We start from the raw sequence: 23,696 nt of genomic DNA, 5'->3' as shown, positions 1-23,696 counted from the left end.
TTAAACACACATACTCTTTGAAAAAAACATGCCGGGTGCAAAGGTGCACCCGGCTGTTCCGGCGGCACGTGGACAATCCGTGCCTGCCAGAATAAGCGCTCCAAATTTCCCCATCATGTGGCGCGCTTAGGTGTAGGGTTAGGCGATTTCGACCGCGACGAAGATCTGGTTGCCACCGCGATTGATCAAAACCAGAGCTGGATCCGTCTTTTCGTTCTCCAGCGCTTCTTTCAAAGCGTCTGGCGTAACTGTATCCAGATTGCCCAGTCGAACGATCACATCACCACGCTGCAATCCGGCCTTGGCCGCAGGGCTTTCGGGCTCCAGATCGGTGACAACAACACCATCGACGTTCTCGGCCACGCCAATCTCGGCGCGGGCGGTTTCGGTCAGCGGTGCCACGGTTACGCCCAGCGACGTACCTTCGAACTTGTCTTCAACCACGCTATCGGTAGCCGCCGAGGCTGACTGATGCTGACCGATTGTCAGTTCGATCTGTTCTTCTTTGCCATTTCGAAGAACAGTCAGCGTGCTATCAGTACCTACCTTGGTCGTGCCAACCAGGATCGGAAGATCGCTACTGGAATCAACGGCTTCGTCATTGAAGGTCAGGATCACGTCACCTTGCTGCAGTACGCCATCGGCCGGGCTGTCAGGTACAACATCCGATACCAGTGCACCTGTTGCCGTATCGATACCCATCGCAGCAGCCAGTTCGGGGCTGACATTCTGGATCGACACTCCCAACCAACCGCGGCTGACCTCGCCGTCATCGCGCAGATCAGCCGTGATGTGATCTACAATATTCGAAGTCACCGCAAAGCCGAGCCCGACTGAGCCGCCGCTGGGCGAATAGATCGCCGAGTTCACACCGATCACCTCACCATCCATGTTGAATAGCGGACCTCCCGAGTTGCCTTTGTTGATTGCAGCATCGGTCTGAATAAATTCGGCGTAGGGGCCTTCCGAAATATTGCGCCCCTTCGCGGAAACAATACCGGTCGTAACGGTTGCATTCAGGCCAAACGGGTTGCCGATGGCGACGACGTCTTCGCCCACGCGAATGACATCGCTGTCACCCATTTGAACGGCTTGCAGGTCTTCTCCTGCGTCGATTTTAAGCACGGCGATGTCCGTAAGCGGATCTGTACCAACGATTTCAGCTTCGAATGTGCGGTTATCGCTCAGACGTACGGTCACTTCGCTGGCGTTGTCGACAACGTGGTGGTTGGTGACGATGTATCCTGCCTTATCCAGCACAAAGCCTGATCCCAAACCCTGGCTGGGGCCTCGCTGCGGCATGTCAAATCCTTCAGGACCGCCGAACCGTTTAAAGAACTCGCCAAAGGGATGGTTTTCGAGGTCGAACTCCTGACCTTGTGTGGGGCGTGGTTTGGCATCTTGCCTGGCGGTGATCGTGACCACCGAAGGCGAGACGGTTTCGACCAGATCGGCCAGAGCCTCGTCTGCCATTGCGGGCAGGGCGGTGGTGGCCATCATGGCCGCGCCCAGTGCGGTAGCTCCCATCCAGCTGGATGTGCGTGGAATAAGCAGTGAGGATTTACGGATGCTCATTTTGACTCCTGTCTATTTCGGCGGTTGATCCCGCGCATTGAGAGAGGAGATGCACTGGCAACCTTGGGATATCCTGAGAGAAATATTAAGAAACCTTAATTTCGCCACGTTTCGCCGCTTTAATGACTCCGTTCAACGTGCTCGGGTAGCAAGAATCAGCTTGGGTGCTATGTGGCGAATCGGTGGATTGTTGCCGATAAAGTCAATAATTTCGAAAAAGCATTGAATTGATTCATTTTTGTTAACAAAGAAACGACGCTTTTGCGGTCGCAAAAATACTTCTCCTAAAAGTTGCGTGAGATGCAGTGTTCAAATTTCGAACACGCCCGTCGATGCCTTTGAAATAGGTAAGTTAGCCGTATTCTAAGTGCGCAACTGACGGAAACTTCTGGAAAAAGTATAAGTCGATGCAACCATTGGTAGAATCCAGAGTGTTGCATTGTTGCTCAAAAGCCAGTGCGCCTGCGCTGAAATTTACCATTTCATCCAATTTTACATTGTTTGAACGCATCGGATCAGCGACATTGGAGTTGCCCAAGTGAGGGGGGCCTTAGGCACTAGGGGGTGTCAAAGGCGCATCTCAGTCTCCATAGCGCTGAGCGGCATGTTAACGAGGGGGTCTTGTTTAGGTTCAGCAGCACAACGTCGGGAAGCCTGATTGGCGATCTGACCGCGCTTTAGAGATTGGTGAAAGTGGTAGTCCTGTTTTTGGGCATGCGACCCGGTCATTATTGACCGGGTCGCGTTTATTTGAGGGGCTGCTTTTGCGGTCGGCCCGCACTCCAACGGGTCCAATCGGCGGGTGTATCCAAATCAAGCAGCGCATTCTGGGCGGGCAGGCGATGCAGATGAACCTTGCCCTTGTAACGTTGCACGACAATCTGCGCGCCGCTGTCACCGTTCAGTTCCGAAAGCTCTGAAAATAGAGAACGATCAAACACGACAGGATGGCCGGGAGCGCCTTCGTCAGTAGCCCCACGCCATATCAGATTGTCAGGGTGGGTTTTGACTGATCGGAGAACACTGTTCAGGTCTTGGGTTGTGAGGTCCGGAAGGTCCGATAACAGGATCATGACCGCAGGTGCATTTGCTGGAACGGAGGCCATTGCGCCTCTCAAACTGGCATTCATGCCTTCTTGCGCATTTGGGATTTCGACCAGTTGAACACCGAGGCCCTCCAGCACCGTATATCGGGGATGTGGGGCCGGGGGCAGGGCGATGATAACGTGACCTGCGGCAAGCGCCCGCTGAGCCGCTCGGCGCAGAAGCGGCACGCCTTCAATCGGTTGCATTAACTTATCAGCACCACCCATGCGGCTGGATTGCCCGGCAGCGAGCAGGATGATGGGAATCTGGGTCATTTCGCAAGCATGCCGTCGGTGGATTAATAAGTCATCCCCGCATTCTTGCGCCATCGGGATCGAAAAGTGGGGTCGTGATGACACGCGCTTTGTGCATCTGACCTAGAATTTCAATTTCAACCGCACGTCCCTCGGTGGCCTGTTCAGTCGGGAGGAACCCCATGGCAATCGACTTGCCCGCAAAGTGCGAATACCCACCAGATGTACAGAAGCCGACAACAGCGCCGTCTAACCAGATCGGTTCGTACGCGTTTACATCCGCATCTGCCGCGTCGACCTCAAAAGCCACCAAGCAGCGATCAACGCCAGATGCGCGCTCGGCCTCGGCCGCTGCTCGGCCGATGAAATCACTGTTCATGGAGAATGAGATGAACCGATCCAACCCGGTTTCTGCCGCTGTATAGTCGGGTGAAAATTCTCGCATCCACGAGCCAAAGAACTTGTCCAGACGCAGACTCATCATTGCGCGCATGCCAAATGGGGTCATGTCATGGGCTTGACCCGCTTGCCACAGGTTCCACCATAGTTGCCGTTGGGCCATTGGGTCGCAATAAATCTCATAACCCAGATCGCCGGTATAGCTGACACGCTGAACGATGCAGTCGGTCATGCCAATTGTCATCTCGCGCACGTCGAGGAACCTGAGCGAGTTGACTGCTTCTCGGGTGCAGGCCGACAAAACCTCGGTGGCCTTGGGGCCTGCGATCTGAAACCCATTCAACCGGTCGCTGATGTTCTCGATGCCCACGCCATGGTCCTGGTTTTTCAGGAACCAGCGCATATGAAATGCCTGACTGCCGTAGGAGGCGGTCAGGTGAAACAGGTCGTCGCCCAAGCCGGAGACGGTGAAATCGCCGATCAGCTTACCTTTATGCGACAACATTGGCGTCAGTGAAACGCGGCCTGGTTTGGGTATGCGGCCCGCCATGATGCGATCCAGCCATGCACGAGCACCGGCACCGGTAATACGGTATTTTCCGAAATTGTGGACTTCGTTGATCCCAACACCTCCACGCACGGCACGAACTTCGCGGCCGGTGGCCTCAAAGGCGTTGGAACGGCGGAACGAGGGTGTCTCGAAATCCGGTTCATCGCCTTGGGCAAAGTAGTTTGGTACTTCCAGCCCGTATTGCTGCCCCCAAACGGCACCGAGATCGCTGAAGATGTCGTACATTGGTGTGGTTCGGTTGGGACGCGCTGCAGGCAGTTCCTCGTTCGGATAAGCGACGCTGAACCGCTTCTGATAGTTCTCGATCACCTTGGGGCGCGTATAGCCCGGGCTGATCCAATCGCCAAACCGCGCCACATCCATGGCAAACACATCGCGTTCGGGTTCGCCTTCGATCATCCATTGAGCAAGGGTCAAGCCAACACCACCGCCTTGGCTGAAACCGGCCATGACACCGCAGGCTGACCAGTAGTTCCGCACGCCAGGCACCGGGCCGACCAGAGGGTTACCATCCGGGGCAAAGGTAAACGGCCCATGGATGACGGATTTGACACCCGCCTCAGCGAGAACAGGGAAGCGTTTGTAGGCGAATTCGATGCTATCGGTGATCTTGTCGAAGTCATCGGGCAGTAATTCATGGCCAAACTCCCACGGGGTGCCGTCGACTGCCCAAGGCTTGCAGGGCTGTTCGTAGAAGCCGATGCACAGTCCACGCCCTTCCTGCCGCAGATAGCTTTCGCCAGCGGGGTCCATCACATGCGGGTGCTCGCCACCTGCGTCGATGATGGCCTCGATCTCGGGTATGTTATCGGTGACCAGATATTGATGCTCCATCGGATGCAACGGGAAGTAGATCCCGGCCATCGCACCGACCTCGCGCGCCCACAATCCGCCCGCATTGACGATATGTTCGGCGTGAATTGTACCCTTGTCGGTCACCACGTCCCAAGTTCCGTCCGGGCGCTGGTTGGTCTCGCGCACCATGCAATGTGTTTCGATCGTAGCCCCGCCCATACGCGCGGCCTTGGCGTATGCGTGTGTTGTACCCGACGGATCAAGATGCCCGTCCAGCGGATCATACAGCGCACCAAGGATGCCATCGGTGTTGGTGATCGGAGCAATTTTTTTGATCTCCTCAGGCCCGACGATCTCGGTCTCAAGACCCATGAATCGGTGCTTGGCGCGTTCGGCGAGCAACATGTCGAACCGGTCTTGATTGTCGGCCAGCGTGACGCCGCCGACGTGGTGCAAGCCACACGACATGCCCGTGATCTCTTCCAGCTCTTTGTACAGCCGGATGGTATAGCCCTGCAGGGCGGCCATGTTTGTGTCACCGTTCAGGGTGTGAAACCCGCCCGCCGCATGCCAGGTCGAACCGCTGGTCAGCTCAGACCGTTCCAGCAGCATCACATCCGACCAACCAAGCTTGGTCAGGTGATAGAGGACCGAGCATCCGACAACGCCGCCTCCGATAACTGCGACACGGGTGGTGGTTTTCACGATGTTTCTCCCTCGGCTTTTGGCCGAGCCTGCCGAGGGCTCTGGCGTATTACTGTTCCGTTCGCGACACCGCGCGTCGTTTGCTGAATACGCGCGCTGTAGGGCTTAGAGAGGACGGACCTTGAGGGCCGTGATCCTGTTGCCTTCGCGGGCCGTGACCTCAAACCGGAAACCGTGGAACGAGAATACTTGGCCCACAATGGGGATCATCTGAGCCTCGTGGATCACCAAACCGGCCAGCGTGTTGGCTTCTTCATCCGGCAGCGACCAGTCAAGCGCGCGGTTTGCGTCGCGAATGGTCATCGCGCCTTCGACCAGATACTGGCCGTCGTCAGATCGGGTAACGGGGACATCTTCGTCGATGTCGAACTCGTCTGCGATCTCGCCCACGATCTCTTCCAGAATATCTTCCAGCGTGATCAGTCCGCGCAGCGATCCGTATTCGTCGACAACCAAGGCAAAATGGCTGTGCATCCTAAGAAACTCACGCATCTGGTCGTCCAGGGTGGTGGTTTCGGGCACGAAATAAGGATCGTTGGCCACCTTCGCGATGTCGAAATTCTTAAGCCGCTCTGGGTCACCATCCGCGCCACCTACCTGCGCATACATTGCGCGAAACAGGTCTTTGGCGTGCACCACACCCACGATGTTTTCCTGTTCCTCACGGAACACAGGCAGGCGGGTGTGCGGGCTTTCCAGACATTGTTTCAAGATCGCTTCGGGTTCGTCATCCGCATCGATCATCTCAATATTCGAGCGGTGAAGCATAATCTCTTCCACCGCGCGGTCGCCAAGATCGAGCGCGCCCAGAATACGGTCGCGATCTTCTTTTTCGACCACACCTTCGGAATGGCCCAGTTGCAATGCGCCAGCGATTTCTTCACGGACCGCAAGGATGTTGCTATCAGGGTCGATCTGTACGCCGAACAGGCGCAATACACCGCGCACCAGCAGTCGGACGGCAGCCACCACCGGAGAGAACACCGTTACGACGACGCTGATAACGGGTGCCACCAAGGCGGCGGCTTTTTCGGCGTTGGTAATCGCGTAGGTCTTGGGCAGCACCTCGGCAAAGATCAGCACCAGAAGGGTCATCACGAGCGTCGCCAGCGCCACACCGCTTTCGCCGAACAGGCGAGTAAACAGGGCGGTTGCCAACGAAGCGGCAAGGATGTTGACAAGGTTGTTGCCGAGAAGGACCGAGCCGATCAGACGTTCGTTATCATCGGTGATTTCCAGCGCTTTTTTCGCCCCGCGCGAGCCTTTGTCAGCCTGCGCTCTCAGCTTGCCACGCGATGATGCGGTCAGCGCAGTTTCGGAGCCCGAGAAAAAGCCCGATAGGACAAGGAGAAGAAGAATGGATCCTGTCGTGATCCAGAATGCGCCATCAAGCAGAGAAGGAGTGGGTTCCATTGGTCCTAGGTTGTTCGTGTTGCTGCATTCGTTATGGGGGTGCGGGCCCGGCCAATCAAGGGGTTAGCCCTGATCTGTGGTGTCGTCTTTGGCCAGCGGGTGGTGTTCCAACACCAGTTCCGACAGGCGTTCATCCAGAACATGCGTATAGATCTCGGTCGTCGCCACATCTGCATGGCCCAACAGCGTCTGGATCGAGCGCAGATCCGCGCCATTGGCCAGCAGGTGCGTCGCAAACGCATGGCGCAGCGTATGAGGTGTGACTTTTTCAGGCGAAACACCGCCTTCGATCGCCAGTTCCTTGACCAGCAGAAAGAAGCGATGCCGCGTCAGGTGACCGGATTTCCCGCGCGACGGGAACAGGAAACGCGACGCTTGCCCCCCTTTGGAAACGGCTTTTTCCTCGGCCGCATCTCGGGCTTGCAGCCAGTCTGCCAACGCCTCGCGGGCAGGGGGGGACAGCGGAACCATCCGCTCTTTCCCGCCTTTGCCGAGGACCAGCAGCATGCGGGGATCACCTCTGGCCGAACTGACCGGCAGCGATACCAGTTCTGTCACCCGCATCCCCGTCGCATAGAGCAGTTCCATCAGGCACGTGTTGCGAATTTTGTCTGCGTCGGAACGACCCGTGCGCCGTGCTGCCGCAAGCAGGCGGTCAACTTCGGGCACGTCCAGTGTCTTAGGCAATCGCTTGGGGCGCCCTGGTCCCTTGATCTGGATGGCCGGGTTGCTTTCGCGCCAGCCTTCTTCGAAAGCAAATCGATACAATTGTTTGATCGCCGACAACCGCCGTGCCCTTGTCGAGCGCGACAGGCCCTGCGCATCGCAATCGATCAGGTAACCTTCAATCCGATCGCGATCCGCTTCGGAAAAGCCCGATTTGCGACGCGTCAACCAATCAGAGAAATCTTTCAGATCCCGGCCATAGGCGAGCAGGGTGTTGGTGGCGGCGCCAAGCTCAGCAGCTTGCGCTTCGAGGAAGGTGGAAATCCACAGCTCCTGAGACGCGGGCGCGGTCATGCTCAAGCCCCGTTCAAGATCATCAACTGCAAGGCGGCCCGACGTGCGGTGTCTTCAAGACCCACGCGGCGGAACGCAGCGATTGCAGCGGTCAGGTCGACCAGATTGCCGCGCGCGCCATGGGCGAACAATTGCATCGTTTCCAGAATGGCTTCGCCCAATTGATCGTTACTCAGCAGCCCGTCGATATCCGAAGGGATGGGCGCGGACCAGGCAAAGCCCTGCGAAATGGCATCCGCCAGAGGGGTTGGCGACGGCGCGCGTTGCGGATCACCCTGTGCCAGGGCGGCCAGAAACATATTCGCATCGGAACCTTCGGGCACATCTTGCGCCGCGTCTTCATAAAGCTCGGACAACAGCAGAATACGCCACCGCAGATTCTCGGCGGCCGAACCAGATAGTTTCATTGCTGCCAGACGCGGGGCAAAAAGTTCGGCAAACGGAACCTCAAGCCCGACGGTCTTCATCTGAGCCCAGACCTCAACAAGAGTTTTGGAAACCGCCTCGGGATTTCCGGTTTCCAATGCGGTTTCGAACCGTTGGATGGCGGCCACGCGATCCCACACGGCGCCCGAAGCAGCCGGCGAACGTTCGGTATATAGGCCAAGCAACTGATTGGGTGTCAGCGCCCCAATCCGCGTCAATCGTTCAGCAGCTTCGACCTGGGCTTTCCAGCCCGCCACATCGCGCAGATCGGCATTGGCGAACGCCCGTGGCAGTGAAGCCGTGGGCAAACGTTCACCAATGGCTTCGAACAGACGGAACGTAAGCGGATTCGGGTCGTCGGGCTGAGGAAGATACTCAGCCCCTTCGAACAATTCCGGGCTGAGAAAGCGATCGAGCAACGCAAGCTGGTCTTCGGGCAGCACCTGCAGCGCATGAGCGGCTTCGAGTGTCAGAGCAGCTGACGCCCAATCTCCACGACGGGCCTTGCAGAATATTTGCGCTGCGTAATCCCGAGACAAATTCGGCTGCGCGATCAGCGCCGTACAACTCCGGTCTTCGTCACCCGTCAGCAACGTCGCATCGAACCAGCGTTTGAAACGAGCTTGCGTATCGGTCGGACCGGCCAGTTGAACCAGAGACTGTACCGGATCGGATGCGCCCAATTGCATAAGGCGGTCCAGTCGCGCCATAAGCAATTTGTCTTCTGCCTGTCCTCCGCTTGGGGGACGTGCCTCGGAAAGGAGCAGGGTGAACAGCAGCCGTTGCATTGCGGGGTTGGACTTGACCCGCACCTGCCCGATCAGTTCCGCCAGACGATCCGCATCGCTGTTCTGCCACAAGTTGACTGGCAGACCCGTGACGGAAGAGGCCACCAAACCCAACGGAGGCGACAGCGCCTCAAGCGGGGTGACCTGCACGTCCGGCTGTAACCCTGTCTGGGTGACAGGTGGCTCTAATAGCACTGTGCCTGGCAGATTCTCAGGCGGGTCGGTCAGCCAGTCGATGATCGACAAGGGCTCCGTCGATTGTGCCTGCGCAGTTCCGGCCAGAAAAAGCGCCAGAAGAGTAGTCTTAGTCGGCATTCAAGATGACCGGTTCGCGGACTTCACTTTGAGGAGCGGAAAAGTCCGCACCAAAATACGGCCCGACATAGGCATACCCAACCAGCCCGATGAAACACAGGCAGATGAGGTAAATCAGGAACTTGATTAAACGGCCCATGGGTGAACGCTGCCTCAATTTTTGCTTTTGCCCAAGTTATAACTAGCATTTTTCTTAAGATCACGTCATTCACGACGAAATGAGCGAAATTAAGCATAACACGGTGCGTTCCGACACAGCGGCGCAGTTTCAACTGCACAAAACCGTCGTTTTGGTCGGAATGATGGGGGCTGGAAAGACTGCGGTGGGCCGGGCCCTTGCGGCGCGGCTCGGCGTTCCCTTTCTCGATAGCGATTCCGAGATCGAATCGGCGGCCAACATGACCATCCCCGAGATCTTTGCCCGTGATGGTGAGGCGTTCTTTCGCAGCAAGGAAAGTCAGATCATCGGGCGGCTTTTGGACGAGGAAAAAGGCATCCTGTCGACCGGAGGCGGCGCGTTTCTGGCAGAAGGCAATCGAAAAATGATCTCAGATCGCGGTGCATCTGTGTGGTTGCGGGCCGATCTGAACGTGTTGTGGAATCGCGTCAAACATAAAGACACGCGCCCGTTGCTGCGTACGGAAGACCCGTATGCAACGTTGCGCGGTTTGTACGAGGCGCGCGTGCCGATCTATGAACAGGCCGATCTGGTGGCTGACTCAGATGGCGAAACCGCAATCGAAGATATGGTGGATCGGGTGATCTCTGCATTGGTGACGCGCCCTGATATTTTGGAACGAATTTAATGCATCAAACCGTACATGTTGATCTGGCCGAGCGTTCTTATGATGTAGAGATCGGCCCCGGCCTTTTGGCGCAATCTGGGGAACGGATTGCTCCACTGATAAAGCGTAAGCGTGTCGCGGTTCTGACGGATGAGACTGTCGCGGGCCTGCATCTGGATGCACTGCGTGAAGGCCTGGCCTCAGCCGGGATCGAGATGAATGCTCTGGCAATGCCAGCGGGTGAGGCCACCAAAAGCTGGCCGCATTTTGAGCGCGCGGTAGAATGGTTGCTGGCAGAGAAGGTCGAACGGAACGACATCGTCGTTGCGCTAGGAGGGGGTGTGATCGGTGATCTGGCGGGATTTGCTGCAGCAGTGATGCGGCGCGGGGTGCGCTTTGTTCAGATACCAACCTCGCTGCTGGCACAGGTCGACAGCTCGGTTGGCGGCAAGACCGGGATCAACGCGCCACAGGGCAAGAACCTGATTGGAGCGTTTCACCAGCCGTCACTGGTGTTGGCCGACACGGACGTGCTGGGTACGTTACAGACGCGGGACTTTCTCGCTGGATATGGCGAAGTCGTCAAATATGGACTGCTGGGCGATGCCCAGTTCTTTGAGTGGCTTGAAGATAACGGGCCTCTGTTAGCATCCGGCGACATGGCTGCGCGCGTGCAGGCCGTCACACGCTCGGTTCAGATGAAGGCCGATATCGTGGCACGCGACGAGACCGAGCAGGGCGACCGGGCGCTGCTCAATCTGGGTCATACTTTCTGCCACGCGCTTGAGGCTGCAACCGATTATTCTGATCGATTGCTGCATGGTGAAGGTGTCGCCATCGGCTGTGCGCTGGCGTTTGAAACTTCTTCTCGCTTGGGGCTTTGCCCGCAAGAAGATCCAAGCCGTGTCAGGGCGCATTTGCGCGCCATGGGCATGAAGACTGATCTGGCCGATATTCCGGGTGAAATGCCGGATGCAGAAACGCTGGTCGATCTGATGGCGCAGGACAAAAAGGTCATGGATGGCCAGTTGCGTTTCATTATGGCACGAGGCATCGGACAGGCCTTCGTCACTTCAGAAGTGCCGCGCGAGACAGTGGTCTCGGTGCTTGATGATGCGCTGGCCGCCTGCTGAGATTCAGCGCCCCTGGATTACCATCAGCTCGCCGATGTTTTCGCGGGTGATATAGCCAACCATGTGTCCCGATTTGGTGCATACAGCAATTGCGGGTGCACCTTTATGCAGGCCATTCAGAACTTGGTCCAAACCGCTGGTGAGCGCGACTTGTGGTATGTTCTTATCCATAATCGACGCTGCAGGCTCGGATCGGGGATGGTCGCTTGCTAACGCTGCGAACAGTCGGTCACGGGTGACAAAACCCAAAAGGCTGCCATCCTCGGCCAAGACGGGAAACTCGTGCTGGGTCGTATGAATGACCGCTTGAGCCGCCGTCGCCAACGTATCATCGGGCGACAACGCCTTGAACTCGGTGATCATCGCATCCCGGGCCTTAACACGCCGCGCAACCGAACGTAGCGCAACGTCCTGGTTTTCGGAATTCGCGGCAATGAAGACAAAGACGGCGATCAGAACCAGTATCGGGTTGCCAGAGGTCAGCCCCAGAAAACCAAGCCCGACCGCTACGATCTGACCGCCAAGGGCGGCGATCCGCGTGGCCTTGGCACGTTCCATCTTCATACATAGCAAGGCGCGGAATACACGCCCGCCGTCCATCGGAAATGCCGGGATCATGTTGAAGGCCGCCAGCAGCAGATTCACATAGGCCAGACGGCTCAATAGGTTCGTGCCTGCCGAGTCGATCTGGGCCAGCGATCCAAGTTGTATCCCCGCGCCTAAAACCACGAGGATGGCCCAGATGACGACGTTTACGGCCGGGCCTGCTAAGGCGACCCAAACCTCCTGCATCGGTTTTTCTGGCATCCGCTCAAGACGTGCCAGTCCACCGATTGGCAGCAAAGTGATATCAGGGGTGCGAATCCCGTATCGCTTTGCCATGAGCGCGTGACCGAATTCATGCGCGACGACACAGGCAAACAAAGCCAGAACGAACAGGATGTTGTTGAGCGCAGCGGGCCAACCGCCGCTGGAATACGCTGCAAAACCAACCCAGGCGAGCAGCAGGAAGAAGGTGACATGGACCCTCAGTTCCGAGCCGAGCAATCGGCCAAGTGAGAAGGACCATGCCATGTTGTTTCTCCGTTTGGTTTAGAACGGAATCTCGTCGTCATCGATGCCGCCGGATGCAGGGGCAGGGGCGCTGGACTGACCACCATAGGGATCACCATAGCCTCCTCCGGCCTGACCACCGCCATAGCCACCACCACCGCCGCCGCCTTCACCGCGGGCATCCAGCATAGTCAGCTCGCTGCGGTAAGGGCGCAGGACAACCTCAGTCGAATAGCGATCCTGCCCCGACTGATCCTGCCACTTGCGGGTCTCTAACTGGCCCTCGACATAGACTTTGCTGCCTTTACGCAAATACTGCTCGGCAACGCGAACCAGAGGTTCCGAGAAGATGGCGACTGTGTGCCATTGGGTTCGATCCCGACGCTCACCAGTGTTGCGGTCTTTCCATGTCTCTGATGTTGCGATGCGCAGGTTGCACACCTTACCACCGTTCTGGAACGATCGCACCTCGGGGTCGGCACCGAGATTGCCGATCAGAATGACCTTGTTGACTGAACCCGCCATATATTCCCTCGTTTTACTCTGACTGGATGGCGCCCGAATCTGGCGCTGTATTCTGCTGCTGACCCTATACGGGCTACGACTTGGTTGAAACATGATTGATCGTGCAACGGTGAGCAGGAAAACATTAGGACTGTCTTAACCAAGCTTTCATTTCCGGCTGATTTAACTATAATCTGATTGGTTGTTGAGGGTGCAGGATTGGCATTAATGCGTTTTCTGGTCGGTGGTATCTCGGTATTGGGTCTTTGTCTGACGTCGTTCGCGACGCAGGCAGAAACGCTGTCCACCAAGAATCGCAAGGCGATATTCCTCAAGCAATCCAAGGTTTTGGATAATCGGGCCGCTACGCAATATCGCGGCTCTGAACGGCTTAAACCCAAGACCGAGCGTGGGAAATTCGTCAAGCGTTACACTGGTAACTACCGGGGCCAGTATCTGGATCATGCCAGAAAAGCAGCGCGGCAACATAACGTGCCGGAAGAACTTTTCCTGCGACTTGTTCAACAAGAAAGCGGGTGGAACCCGAATGCCAAATCCCACAAAGGGGCCTTGGGTCTTGCGCAACTGATGCCTCAGACAGCGCGGCTGCTGGGCGTCAATCCGCACGATCCGATCCAGAATCTGGAGGGTGGTGCGCGTTATCTTTCCTGGCAATACCGCAAGTTCAAGTCCTGGCGCCTTGCACTGGCAGCTTACAATGCAGGGCCCAAAGCAGTTGAAAAGCACGGCGGAATTCCACCCTACAAGGAAACCCAGAACTACGTAAAAGTGATCTGGGGGGGCTAGCTGCGCCGCAGCGTGTCTGTTTCTTGATCTACCGCCAAACGCTGTCCTAGTCTGATTGGATAACTTTTCGGACTGGTGCGAATTGCGATGATCCAAGATCGACCCAACATACCGCCCGAAACAATGGCGAACTGGCAGCGTTTGGTCGACCTTGTTTCGCAGCTGGCCGATGTGCCCGCCACTTTGATCATGAAGACCGAAGCGCCGGATCATGCGGTTCTGATCACATCGGATCATCCAGAAAACCCATACCCGGTCGGCATGAATTTTCGACTGAACCCCAAGCTCTATTGTCAGGGCGTTCTGGAACGCGACGGCGAATTTGTTGTCGAGGACGCAACCTGTGACCCGGCCTGGAGCGACAATGAGGACATGGAGCATGGCATGTCCTTCTATATCGGTTTTCCGCTGAAGTGGCCGGATGGTTCGGTATTCGGAACAATCTGCGTCTTGGACCGTCACCGCAATCGCCGGGCCTTGTTGTTTCGTGAAGGTTTGGCACAGTTTGCGCGCATGGTTGAATCGGATTTGGCTTTGATCCAAGAGGTTTACCTGCGCCGAGTGCTGGAAGTGAAGTTGAATGAAACTCTGGCGCAACTGGAGCACCGCGTCGCGGCGAGGACGCGGGAGCTGCAGGAAACAAACACGGCGCTACGGGTGCTGTTGACCAGTTTGGACGACGATCGGAAAGACCGGGATCAGGATATCGTAGATCAGGTTCGCACGATGGTGTTGCCTTATCTGGACAAGTTGCGCGGGCTATTGACCGAAGGCGACGCCTCGCAAGTTTATCTGGAATTGGCCGAGCGTAATCTGCAAGAGATTACTTCAATGATTTCCGACAAACTTTCGGATGCGTTTTCGGTCATGACGCCGACCGAGATCGAAATTGCTCAGCTGGTCATGTCGGGCAAAACCACGAAAGATATCGCCCGGGCGATGTCGCGCGAAACTTCTACAATTGATTTTCATCGTAACAATATTCGTCGAAAACTTGGCCTCGAAGGCCGTGACCAGAACTTGCGAAGCCATCTTTTGTCGATTTCGTGATTTCTGAATATGGGGATTTCCCCCATATTCCCCCCCGATTTTTCTGATCTGAGCAACCTGTGCCACGCGCGCTAGGCTGGTCGCAAGGGTGCGGACCAAGCCGGGCCTTTTCAACTCGGGAGGATAAAAAATGGATCGCAAAGATCTGAAACCCACAATTCTAAACGGAGAACGCGACACATTGGCAAGTGGTCTGTCGCGTCGATCGTTCTTTATGGCTGCCGGGGCCGCCGGTGTCGGTGCAGGGGCCTCACTGTTGGGTAGCAAACCGGCCGAGGCGCAATCGCAGGCCTGGCTGCAGCCTGGCAATAATAACCACGTAATCGATCTACAGGGCTCGAATGGTCAGGCAAGCACGGGAGCGGTTGGAATCGATTATTACGGTCACTGCGCGATCAAAATTACCTCTCCAAACGGAGTGACCGTGTTGTTTGATCCTTGGCGCGATGATCCCTCCGGCGCATGGGGCCTGTGGTTCCGCAACGAGTTCCCGCAGATCCCAGTTGATATCACCATGTCCACTCATGCTCATTTTGACCATGACGCTATCGAGCGACCAAGTTCCACAATGGTTTTAGACAGGATGGCGGGCAATTTTGAATTTGCTGATCTTAAGATCACAGGTTTTGCTGACAAACATGCCTGCGTTGCGCCAGGTTGGTACGAATGGACCAACGCCTTGGCCGAGTTTGGCGCGGAAGCTTGTCCGCCCAACAACGTCGGACATATGGATATGGTGGTCTACCTTGTCGAAACCGGAGGCATTCGCACCTTGATCTGGGGCGACAACCGCCACAATCCGCCTCAGGAGTTCTGGGATGCTATAGGACAGGTAGACGTGCTGACTTTGCCCGTCGACGGATCGGAACACATCCTTAGCTTCGATCAGGGCAACGATATTGTCGCCAAGCTCAAGCCCAAGATCATCATCCCGACGCACTACCTCAATGAGGTTACGTCATACACGCTTACGACGCTGCAGGCCGCAGACGATTGGGTCAAAAGCCAGCAGAGTTACAAGATGCTCGACAGCGCCAGTCTAAAACTGGAAGCCGGAGATGTGGCGGGTATGAATCAGGAGTTCATGCACTTCGGCAACAACGTGATGACGGGCTGATTACGATCAGAAACTGCCACTCACCCACGACCTGCGTCGCCTGTCTCCCCAAAAAACGTGACGCAAATTGAAAGGGCCGGTCTTTGACCGGCCCTTTTCTTTCGTTCGCGCGGATTTATTCGGCCGCAATTTTGATAACCGGCTCCATTTTGGCCAGAATGTCTTCGGCAAGGTGACATTTCACCTGATGACCATCCGCAAGTGTTTGCACCGGAGGCACATGGGATTCGCATCGCCCATCCGGCACTTCTGATTTCCAGCGACAGCGTGTTTGGAACGGGCAACCCGGCGGCGGGTTCATGGCCGAGGGAATATCGCCCTCAAGCACGATGTGCTGCTTTTCGATCGATGTGTCCGCGATTGGAACCGCACTTAGCAATGCCTCAGTGTAGGGATGATAGGGTGGGCTAAAGACCTGATCGGTGGTGCCCAGTTCAACCACATGCCCCAAATACATCACCATCACACGGTCACTGAGATAGCGCACGATTGAAAGGTCGTGACTGATGAACAGCAGCGTGGTTTTGTGCTCGCGCTGAATTTCCATCAACAGGTCTGTAACGGCAGCTTGTACGGATACGTCCAGCGCCGAAACCGGTTCATCCGCAACCACGATCCGTGCATCACCGGCAAAGGCGCGGGCGATACCGACGCGCTGCTTCTGACCGCCTGATAGCTGGCGTGGCATCCTGTCCGCGAAGGCGCGGGGCAATTTCACGAGATCCAGCAGTTCCAGCATCCGCTTCTTGCGATCGGCCTCGGAGTCACCGACGCCAAAGATTTCCAGCGCCCGGATGATTTGACGGCCTACGGTCATCGACGGGTTCAGCGTGTCGAACGGGTTCTGAAACACCATCTGCACTTCGCCAACGGTCTTGGCGTCGCGTTCTTCGATGGGCACGTCCTCGATATTGCGATTGTCCAGCAGGATCTGCCCGTCGGTGGCCGTTTCCAGCCCCATTAAGACCTTCGCAAAAGTGGATTTGCCGCAACCGGATTCGCCGACGATGGCAAGCGTCTCGGATTCATGCGCTTCAAAGCTTAGCGTCTCATTGGCCTTGACCACTTTGGTCTCACCACCGCCGAACAATGCATTCGCAGCCACCTCATAGTATTTCTTGAGGTTGTCCATTTTCAGAACAGTCCGGCCAATCTCGCCTTTCTCTTTCTGTTCACCAACGGTGATTGGCGCGTTCCAGTCGATTTCCTGGAATTTCAAGCATCGCGTATGGTGTCGGTCGTTGCCCGGTACCGCCTCCATCAGGATATCCTTGGCGTCACAGCGGCCTTCTTCGAAATAGTCGCAGCGCGGACCAAAGTTACAGCCCGGAGGCCGCTCATGGGGCAGGGGAAAGTTACCCGGTATGGCGACCAGTGGGCGCGAGTTCTTGTCAGCGCCCGGCAGCGGGATCGAGCGGAACAGCGCCTGCGTATACGGGTGCTGCATCTCGTCGAATACATCCTTGATCGAGCCACGCTCGACGGCTTCACCTGAATACATCACGCACAGCCGGTCGCAGGTTTCCAGCACCAGACCCAGATTGTGCGAAATGAACAGCATCGAGGTGCCGTATTTCTTGCCCAGATCCTTGACCAACTCGACCACGGCGGCCTCGACCGTCACGTCCAGAGCGGTTGTTGGCTCATCCAAGATCAACAAGGCAGGTTTCGACATCAGCGCCATCGCAATCACGATCCGCTGCTGCTGACCGCCTGACAGCTGATGCGGGAACGAGTTCAGCATCCGCTCAGGGTCGGGCAGGCGTACATCGGTGACGACCTCCAGCGCACGCGCGTAGGCCTCTTCCGCGCCCACACCTTCGTGGATCATCGGCACTTCCATCAGCTGCTTGCCGATCTTCATCGCCGGATTCAGCGATGCCATCGGCTCCTGATAGATCATCGCGATTTCATTGCCACGTATGTCGCGCAGCTCTTCGGTGGTCATTTCACCCAGATCACGCCCCTTGAACTTGATCGAGCCACCGACGATGCGGCCGTTCTTGCCCAAATCCTGCATGACACCCAACGCCACGGTAGATTTCCCACAACCTGATTCACCCACCAAACCGACGGCTTCGCCGGGTTGCACACTGACCGAGAAATCCATCACGGCAGGGATCTCACGAAGGCGGGTAAAGAAGGAAATCGAAAGCTTGTCGATCTCCAGGATTGGCCCGTCATAATCCGCCAGTTTGTTCATCTTATTACTCCTCGCGAGAGTCCGGGGGTTTCCCTTCATCTGGCTAAAAATATCTCGGGGGTCCGGGGGCAGAGCCCCCGGCCTCGATCACAATCAGTCCTTCAGACTTTCTTCGCGCAGACCATCCGCCAGCAGGTTCAAGCCAAGAACCAGCGACAGCAATGCCAGCGCGGGCGGCAGTGCGGGATGTAGATAGATCGACAGAAGCTTGCGCCCCTCGTTGATCGTCGAGCCCCAGTCCGGGCTTTCCGGTGGCAGCCCCAGCCCGAAGAAACCCAAGGTTCCAAGCAGGATGGTCGTGTAGCCGATGCGCAGGCAGAAATCGACGATCAGCGGGCCACGCGCGTTGGGCAGGATTTCCCACAGCATGATGTACCAAGGACCCTCGCCGCGCGTTTGGGCCGCAGCCACATAGTCGCGAGTTTTGATGTCCAGCGCCAGTCCGCGTACGATGCGGAACACGGTCGGAGAGTTCACGAAGACCACCGAGACGAACACCACCAGAATACCGCCTGGAATATCGAACAGATCAAGGTAGGTCGGCAGACCCCAGATGCGGTAGCTGTCGGTGTTGATGATGTAGCCACCGGTCGAAATCAGCGACAGGTAGAGCCAGAGCGCAACACCCAGAACCCCGATCAACAAAGGCGTTCGAAAACTGGGACGCGTATAGAAACGCGAATTCAGTAGAACGCCGAGGAAGATGATCGGGAACACGAACAGGATCGCGGCCATATAGTTCGGCACGCCGGTCGCTACGATCTCGGGCGTGACCAAAAGGTAGAACAGCAAGATCACGGGAAAGGCCAGGATCAGGTTCGCGAGGAATGACAGGAGCGTATCCAGACGCCCGCCATAGTAGCCTGCGGGTAAACCCAGAGTGATACCGACCATGAAGGCAAACATCGTCGCCAGCGGCGCGATCTGCACGACGATCCAGGCACCTTTAACCATACGGCTAAAGACGTCGCGCGCGAGGTTATCTCCACCCAGCAAATACCAAGCGTATTGACCGTCCTCCAGATTGGGAAGCGGGGTGCCCGGCACTTTGTTCTTCATACCCGAGACCTGCGACAGGGGATCGTGGGTCACGATCAGATCGAGTGCGCCAAATATGCCGGTGAACACCCAGAACATCACAAGGCCAAAGCCGATCATACCAATGGGGCTGTCGAACAGCTTGCCATATAGGCCCAGCTTGCGCTTGAACGCAATCGACATCGCATAAAGGATGATCAGCGACAGCCAGACGGGCAGAAACTGCTGAGAGATAGCGCCGATGATGCCAGCACTGGTCCCCATCAGGATGCCAAGGACAATGTACGCCACCGCGATTCCCACACTTGCCAAAAAGCTATAGCGCAGCGCCGATTGTATCAGGATTCTCAGGCCAGAGCTCGAACTGAGCGTCCCATCGGCATTCACAATCATCTGATCTTCGGGCAGCACGATACTTGCCAGCATCCAGACAACGATGGACAAAAGCATCAGTCCCAACGCAAGCATCAACAGCGGGTTCAGGAAGGCGATAGAGCCGGTCCAGGTAAGTGGTTCCATGATCTATCCCTCCTTACGAAATGCGGATGCGCGGGTTGAGGTAGACATAGCCGATATCCGAGATCAGCTGCGTCACCAGCACCACAAAGACCGACACGACCGAGATCGCCAGCAGCAGCTGGATGTCATTGTTGCCCGCTGCCTGTACAAGCGCCCAGCCAAAGCCCTTGTAGTTGAACAGGGTCTCGACGATCACGACACCATTCAGCAGCCATGGGAACTGCAACATAATGACTGTAAAGGGCGCGATAAGCGCGTTGCGCAGCGCGTGTTTCATGACGATATTCGGGAATGACACGCCTTTCAGACGCGCCGTCCTGATGTATTGCGCCGTCATCACCTCGGTCATTGAGGCGCGAGTCATCCGGGCGATATAGCCCATCCCGTAAAGCGCGATGGTCAGAACTGGTAGGAAGAAGTTCTCGAACGTCGGGTTCTCCATCGCTTGAGTGGCGGTGCCTTTGAACCATTTCAACCCGACGGCGGAGGATGTGAAGATCGCTATGAAGATAACGCCCGAGACGTATTCTGGGGTCGCCGTCGTCGTGATGGCAAAGGTTGAAAGCGTCCGGTCAGTGGCCGAACCTTCCTTCATCCCGGCCAGGATGCCCAGAATGAGTGCCGAAGGGACCATCAGCAGCATCACCCAGAACATCAGCCGTCCGGTCAGTGCCAGCCGATTGCCAACAACGGTAGAGACCTCTTCCTTGAAGACAGTTGAATATCCCCAGTACCCCTGCAGGATACCGCAGAAATTCGGAGATTCCTCGGCAGTTTTGCCTGGCAGGATACATCTGCCCTGAACGGTACCGTCCTCATTCGTGTGTCGGAACGAGGGCAGGACACCGAGCCATTCACCGTATTTGATCGGCGTGGACTGGAGGTAGCCGTTTTTCTCCAGATAGCTTTCGACCTGTTCATCAGACATCCTGAAATTGCCCTGCGTCTTCGCAAGCTTTTCCAGGTTCGGGTAGAGATTGGTAAGGAAGAAGACCAGGAATGTCAGGCACAATGCTGTCAGCAGCATAATCCCCACACGCCTTAGAATAAAAAGTCCCATGTTAGCCCCTGTTGATCGGCTGGCGTGACAGGCATTTCGCCCCACGCATTGCTATTATTCTGGTCGCCGTATTGAGGACGAAGGGCCGCGCCAGATTGGCGCGGCCCTTGTAGGTTTCGGCTTAGGAAGTCAGGCCGAACTTATAAAGCTGCGGCAGGTCCGCAATGTGCTTTTCGACACCGACCATATTGTCGCGGTGGTGACGCATCGCGGTCCGCCAATAGGGCTGGATGACCACGCCCTCGTCGATCATGATAGCCTGCAGTTTCGCCATCACCTCACGGCGCATATCGACATCCGCGATCGAGTTCGCCTCGGCCAGCAGCTTGTCGAACTCTTCGTTGGCAAAACCAGATTCATTCCAAGCGACACCCGACTTATACGCCAGTGCCAGAACCTGCGTGCCCAGCGGGCGGTGGTTCCAGTTGGTCGAGGAATACGGGTACTTGGTCCAGTCGTTCCAGAATGTCGAACCAGGCAGAACCGTGTGCTTTGCCTTGATGCCCGCATCGTTCAACTGAGCCACTACCGCAGCCGTGGTATTGCGACGCCAGTCATCGTCGATCGACTGCACTTCGTGCTCGAAATCGCCCATACCCGCTTCGTCCATCAGCGCCTTTGCGCCTGCCGGATCGTAAGGGATACGCGTCACAGCCGAGTCGTACTCGGGGTGCATCGGGCCGACATGACAATTGTCGGCGGTGATGCCGTAGCCGGACATGCCAAGTTCAAGGCAGACGGCGTTGTCAACTGCCATGGCAAGGGCCTGACGGACCCTCTTGTCGCCATAGATTTTGTTGCCATCGGCGTCTTCAGCCAGCTGGTTGGGGCGAATGACAATGGTAAAGCCCGATGGGATTTCCGAGCGGACAAGGCCAATACTGTCAAAGATGTCGACAAACTCACCAACCGATTCCCAGTTCATATCGATCTCTTCGGCCTCATAGGCGGCCAAGAAAGCAGCAGGGTCAGTGCCATAATCGATGAATTCGATCCGGTCGATATAGCCGCCTTTACCAGCTTCGTAGCCCCACCAGTCAAAGCCTTCGTTGCGGACCAGAACGCCCTTCACGCCGACCTCATGGCTTTCGGGCATCATGAAACCCGTACCAACTGGGTTGGACAGCATATCATTTGCATCAAAGCTGCTGTGTACGATTGCACCCGGATAATCTGCCATGCCGGGGATGATCGTGATATCCGGCGCGTTGCACTTCAGCTTGACTGTATGCGAGTCGACAACGGTGATGGCGCCATCTGCGGCTTTCTGAGTGCTCTCATCCATCAGTGAGGCCATGCGCGAGGCCATCGAGTTCCCTTCCAGAGACCCGTCGCACCAACCTTCGATATTGCGAGCTACGTCTTCGGCAGTGAAATCGTCACCATTGTTCCACTTCACACCTTTGCGGACGTTCAGCGTGTATTCAGTGGCGTCATCATTGGCTTCCCAGCTTTCCAGCAGCATGGGTTTGAACGAGCCGTCATTATTGTATTCGACAAGATATTCCAGCCAGCCAGCCGTGAAGGTTGCGATCTGCGTCCAGTCATATGTGCGCGGGTCTTTCAGTGCGCGCACTTCCATTTGATAGCGGATGGTGCCGCCACGCTGAGGTTCGGCAGCGGCTGCCGGTGACTGCAGGCCAATCATGCCATATGCCGTCGGTACGGCAACGCCCAGCGCGGTTACACGGGCCAGAAATTCACGACGGCTCAGATTGCCCTCACGATATTCCTTGGCGTGCATCTCTGCCGCCCAATGCATCGGCTTTCCGTTGATTGTCTGGTTTTCCATAGATGTCTCCCTGTGACACATAATTTTTTTAGATTTCGTGTTTCTGATTGATAGAGCCGGGCACTACAGGGACCGTTTGGTCTCGGTTGGTAGGGCCACGGGCTTGGATTTACGATTTATCAACATCCCCATAGCCGCATTCGGCACCAGTTTTTTCCCTGCGTCAATGTTGGAAATCGTCATAGATGGTACAAAAACGACATCCGAGCAGAAAGTGAGGTTCGGAAAGTTTCAATGTGAAAGGAAACGAGACACGTTGTGACGGATAGATGGATATATATCTATCTCTCACCATGGTGCTGATTAAGGCGTTGTTATATTGGGCTTTATCGTATCCGGCGACTGCAGCCTTCAACACGCAGCGTCAAGGTGATGCCAGAACTTCATGCGCGCACGGAACCATGTGCGTTGGCGCTTGGCAAACTGACGTGTCGCGATCGTCGCTTTTTCGCGCGCCTCATCCAGTGTCATGCGGCCGTCCAGGTAGCCCATTAGCTCCGGAACGCCGATCGCTTTACAGGAGGAAAAAGAGGGGTCATAGCGATCGCGCATGGCCTCCACTTCCTCTATAGCTCCTTGGTCCAACATCAGGTCGAACCGTCGGTTGATGCGATCCAGCAGCCAGTCTTTTCTGGCGTCGAAAACAATCGGTACCGTGTTTTGAATATCCAGTATCGGGGCGGGTGTGTCGGCCTGCCAATCCGAAAGGGATCGCCCGGTTGCGTTCTGAACCTCCCAGGCGCGTTGAACACGCGCGCGGTTTTGGGTGTCGATCCTCTGCAGGGTCAGACCGTCCAAACCCGCGATTAGTTCTTGCAACGGCAACTTATCCGCGTGTTCCCGGATTTCCGGCGGGGTTGCGGGGATATCGGCCATCCCCTCGGTCAGAGCTGTGAAATACAGACCGGTCCCTCCGACGATTATCGGACGAGGGCGTTGCGACAGCATCGGCGTGACCTCTCGCAGCCAATGACCAGTCGAATAGGTCTGGTCATAGGCAACATGCCCATACAGACGGTGCGGTGCGCGGGCCTCATCCTCGGGCGAGGGGCGGGCCGAGATAATACGCCAGCAGTCATAGACCTGACTAGCATCGGCGTTGACAATCACGCCTCCGAAACGCTCGGCGATCAACAGCGCCAGCGCCGATTTACCCGAGGCAGTGGGCCCGGCGATCAATACAGGTTTGTCATTGGGAATCGACGGCAATTGCGCCAAAAGCCGGTTCTCAGAGTTGTCGGCCATGACTGGTTGCCCCGTTCCTGACTATCCGCATTGAACCTGCGGA

General features: G+C 56.5%; 19 protein-coding genes. 5 read left to right on the top strand and 14 right to left on the bottom strand.

The genetic code is table 11. The features are described 5' to 3' along the window. Positions 1 to 138 precede the first annotated feature (138 nt). The 7 genes from ACR0AU_RS04470 to ACR0AU_RS04440 all read right to left on the bottom strand — a co-directional run bounded on the left by ACR0AU_RS04470 (position 139) and on the right by ACR0AU_RS04440 (position 9,486). Positions 139 to 1,575, bottom strand: coding sequence for a DegQ family serine endoprotease (locus ACR0AU_RS04470; protein ID WP_170731974.1), 1,437 nt, complete (start codon positions 1,573 to 1,575; stop codon positions 139 to 141). Between the two features lie 746 nt (positions 1,576 to 2,321). Further along, positions 2,322 to 2,936, bottom strand: coding sequence for a nucleotidyltransferase family protein (locus ACR0AU_RS04465; RefSeq protein WP_480795329.1), 615 nt, complete (start codon positions 2,934 to 2,936; stop codon positions 2,322 to 2,324). Between the two features lie 31 nt (positions 2,937 to 2,967). Next, the gene (locus tag ACR0AU_RS04460; RefSeq protein WP_480795328.1) at positions 2,968 to 5,385 is read right to left on the bottom strand and encodes a GcvT family protein; all 2,418 of its coding nucleotides are present in this window, start codon (positions 5,383 to 5,385) and stop codon (positions 2,968 to 2,970) included. Positions 5,386 to 5,490: 105 nt separating this feature from the next. After that, positions 5,491 to 6,798 carry an HlyC/CorC family transporter gene (locus tag ACR0AU_RS04455; RefSeq protein WP_170393312.1) on the bottom strand — a complete coding sequence of 436 codons (1,308 nt, stop codon included), beginning with the start codon at positions 6,796 to 6,798 and terminating at the stop codon, positions 5,491 to 5,493. A gap of 63 nt (positions 6,799 to 6,861) precedes the next feature. Continuing rightward, positions 6,862 to 7,818, bottom strand: a complete 957-nt coding sequence (locus tag ACR0AU_RS04450) for a site-specific tyrosine recombinase XerD (RefSeq protein WP_480759970.1) — start codon at positions 7,816 to 7,818, stop codon at positions 6,862 to 6,864. Between the two features lie 2 nt (positions 7,819 to 7,820). Next, on the bottom strand, positions 7,821 to 9,347 hold the full coding sequence (locus ACR0AU_RS04445; protein ID WP_480590652.1) for a hypothetical protein: 1,527 nt from the start codon (positions 9,345 to 9,347) through the stop codon (positions 7,821 to 7,823). Further along, positions 9,337 to 9,486: a hypothetical protein gene (locus ACR0AU_RS04440; RefSeq protein ID WP_170510340.1), complete on the bottom strand. Its 150-nt coding sequence runs from the start codon at positions 9,484 to 9,486 to the stop codon at positions 9,337 to 9,339. The genes ACR0AU_RS04445 and ACR0AU_RS04440 overlap by 11 nt, the downstream gene beginning before the upstream one ends. A gap of 79 nt (positions 9,487 to 9,565) precedes the next feature. Here ACR0AU_RS04440 and ACR0AU_RS04435 point away from each other — a divergent pair, with 79 nt between their 5' ends. Further along, positions 9,566 to 10,153 carry a shikimate kinase gene (locus ACR0AU_RS04435; RefSeq protein ID WP_170731981.1) on the top strand — a complete coding sequence of 196 codons (588 nt, stop codon included), beginning with the start codon at positions 9,566 to 9,568 and terminating at the stop codon, positions 10,151 to 10,153. Continuing rightward, positions 10,153 to 11,265 carry a 3-dehydroquinate synthase gene (aroB, locus tag ACR0AU_RS04430; protein WP_170731983.1) on the top strand — a complete coding sequence of 371 codons (1,113 nt, stop codon included), beginning with the start codon at positions 10,153 to 10,155 and terminating at the stop codon, positions 11,263 to 11,265. The genes ACR0AU_RS04435 and aroB overlap by 1 nt, the downstream gene beginning before the upstream one ends. A gap of 3 nt (positions 11,266 to 11,268) precedes the next feature. Here aroB and ACR0AU_RS04425 read toward each other — a convergent pair whose 3' ends face one another. After that, the gene (locus tag ACR0AU_RS04425) at positions 11,269 to 12,339 is read right to left on the bottom strand and encodes a site-2 protease family protein (RefSeq protein WP_170510331.1); all 1,071 of its coding nucleotides are present in this window, start codon (positions 12,337 to 12,339) and stop codon (positions 11,269 to 11,271) included. Positions 12,340 to 12,357: 18 nt separating this feature from the next. Continuing rightward, positions 12,358 to 12,843 carry a single-stranded DNA-binding protein gene (gene ssb, locus ACR0AU_RS04420; RefSeq protein ID WP_170393305.1) on the bottom strand — a complete coding sequence of 162 codons (486 nt, stop codon included), beginning with the start codon at positions 12,841 to 12,843 and terminating at the stop codon, positions 12,358 to 12,360. 207 nt (positions 12,844 to 13,050) lie between these two features. On the opposite strand from ssb, the gene ACR0AU_RS04415 reads away from it, so the two are divergent. The 3 genes from ACR0AU_RS04415 to ACR0AU_RS04405 all read left to right on the top strand — a co-directional run bounded on the left by ACR0AU_RS04415 (position 13,051) and on the right by ACR0AU_RS04405 (position 15,796). Further along, positions 13,051 to 13,629, top strand: a complete 579-nt coding sequence (locus ACR0AU_RS04415; RefSeq protein WP_170405293.1) for a lytic transglycosylase domain-containing protein — start codon at positions 13,051 to 13,053, stop codon at positions 13,627 to 13,629. Positions 13,630 to 13,716: 87 nt separating this feature from the next. Beyond that, positions 13,717 to 14,679, top strand: coding sequence for a LuxR C-terminal-related transcriptional regulator (locus ACR0AU_RS04410; RefSeq protein WP_480795327.1), 963 nt, complete (start codon positions 13,717 to 13,719; stop codon positions 14,677 to 14,679). Between the two features lie 130 nt (positions 14,680 to 14,809). Next, positions 14,810 to 15,796 carry an MBL fold metallo-hydrolase gene (locus ACR0AU_RS04405; RefSeq protein WP_480795326.1) on the top strand — a complete coding sequence of 329 codons (987 nt, stop codon included), beginning with the start codon at positions 14,810 to 14,812 and terminating at the stop codon, positions 15,794 to 15,796. 115 nt (positions 15,797 to 15,911) lie between these two features. Here the strand turns inward: ACR0AU_RS04405 and ACR0AU_RS04400 are convergent, their stop codons facing one another. From ACR0AU_RS04400 to miaA, 5 genes are all read right to left on the bottom strand, one after another. Next, positions 15,912 to 17,999, bottom strand: coding sequence for a dipeptide ABC transporter ATP-binding protein (locus tag ACR0AU_RS04400; RefSeq protein ID WP_170393301.1), 2,088 nt, complete (start codon positions 17,997 to 17,999; stop codon positions 15,912 to 15,914). A gap of 93 nt (positions 18,000 to 18,092) precedes the next feature. After that, on the bottom strand, positions 18,093 to 19,556 hold the full coding sequence (locus ACR0AU_RS04395; protein WP_170393300.1) for an ABC transporter permease subunit: 1,464 nt from the start codon (positions 19,554 to 19,556) through the stop codon (positions 18,093 to 18,095). Positions 19,557 to 19,569: 13 nt separating this feature from the next. After that, entirely contained in the window at positions 19,570 to 20,616 is a 1,047-nt protein-coding gene (locus tag ACR0AU_RS04390) for an ABC transporter permease (RefSeq protein WP_170393299.1), read from the bottom strand. 121 nt (positions 20,617 to 20,737) lie between these two features. Continuing rightward, positions 20,738 to 22,408, bottom strand: a complete 1,671-nt coding sequence (locus ACR0AU_RS04385; protein WP_170393298.1) for an ABC transporter substrate-binding protein — start codon at positions 22,406 to 22,408, stop codon at positions 20,738 to 20,740. Positions 22,409 to 22,759: 351 nt separating this feature from the next. Beyond that, a complete protein-coding gene (gene miaA, locus ACR0AU_RS04380; protein ID WP_480795325.1) occupies positions 22,760 to 23,653 on the bottom strand; it encodes a tRNA (adenosine(37)-N6)-dimethylallyltransferase MiaA in 894 nt (297 codons plus the stop codon). Positions 23,654 to 23,696: the final 43 nt, after the last annotated feature.

It is taken from the genome of Ruegeria sp. CG1 (genome assembly GCF_056537265.1).
The sequence above is the reverse complement of the archived record's forward strand: the minus strand, read 5'-3'. Positions and strand labels throughout refer to the sequence as shown.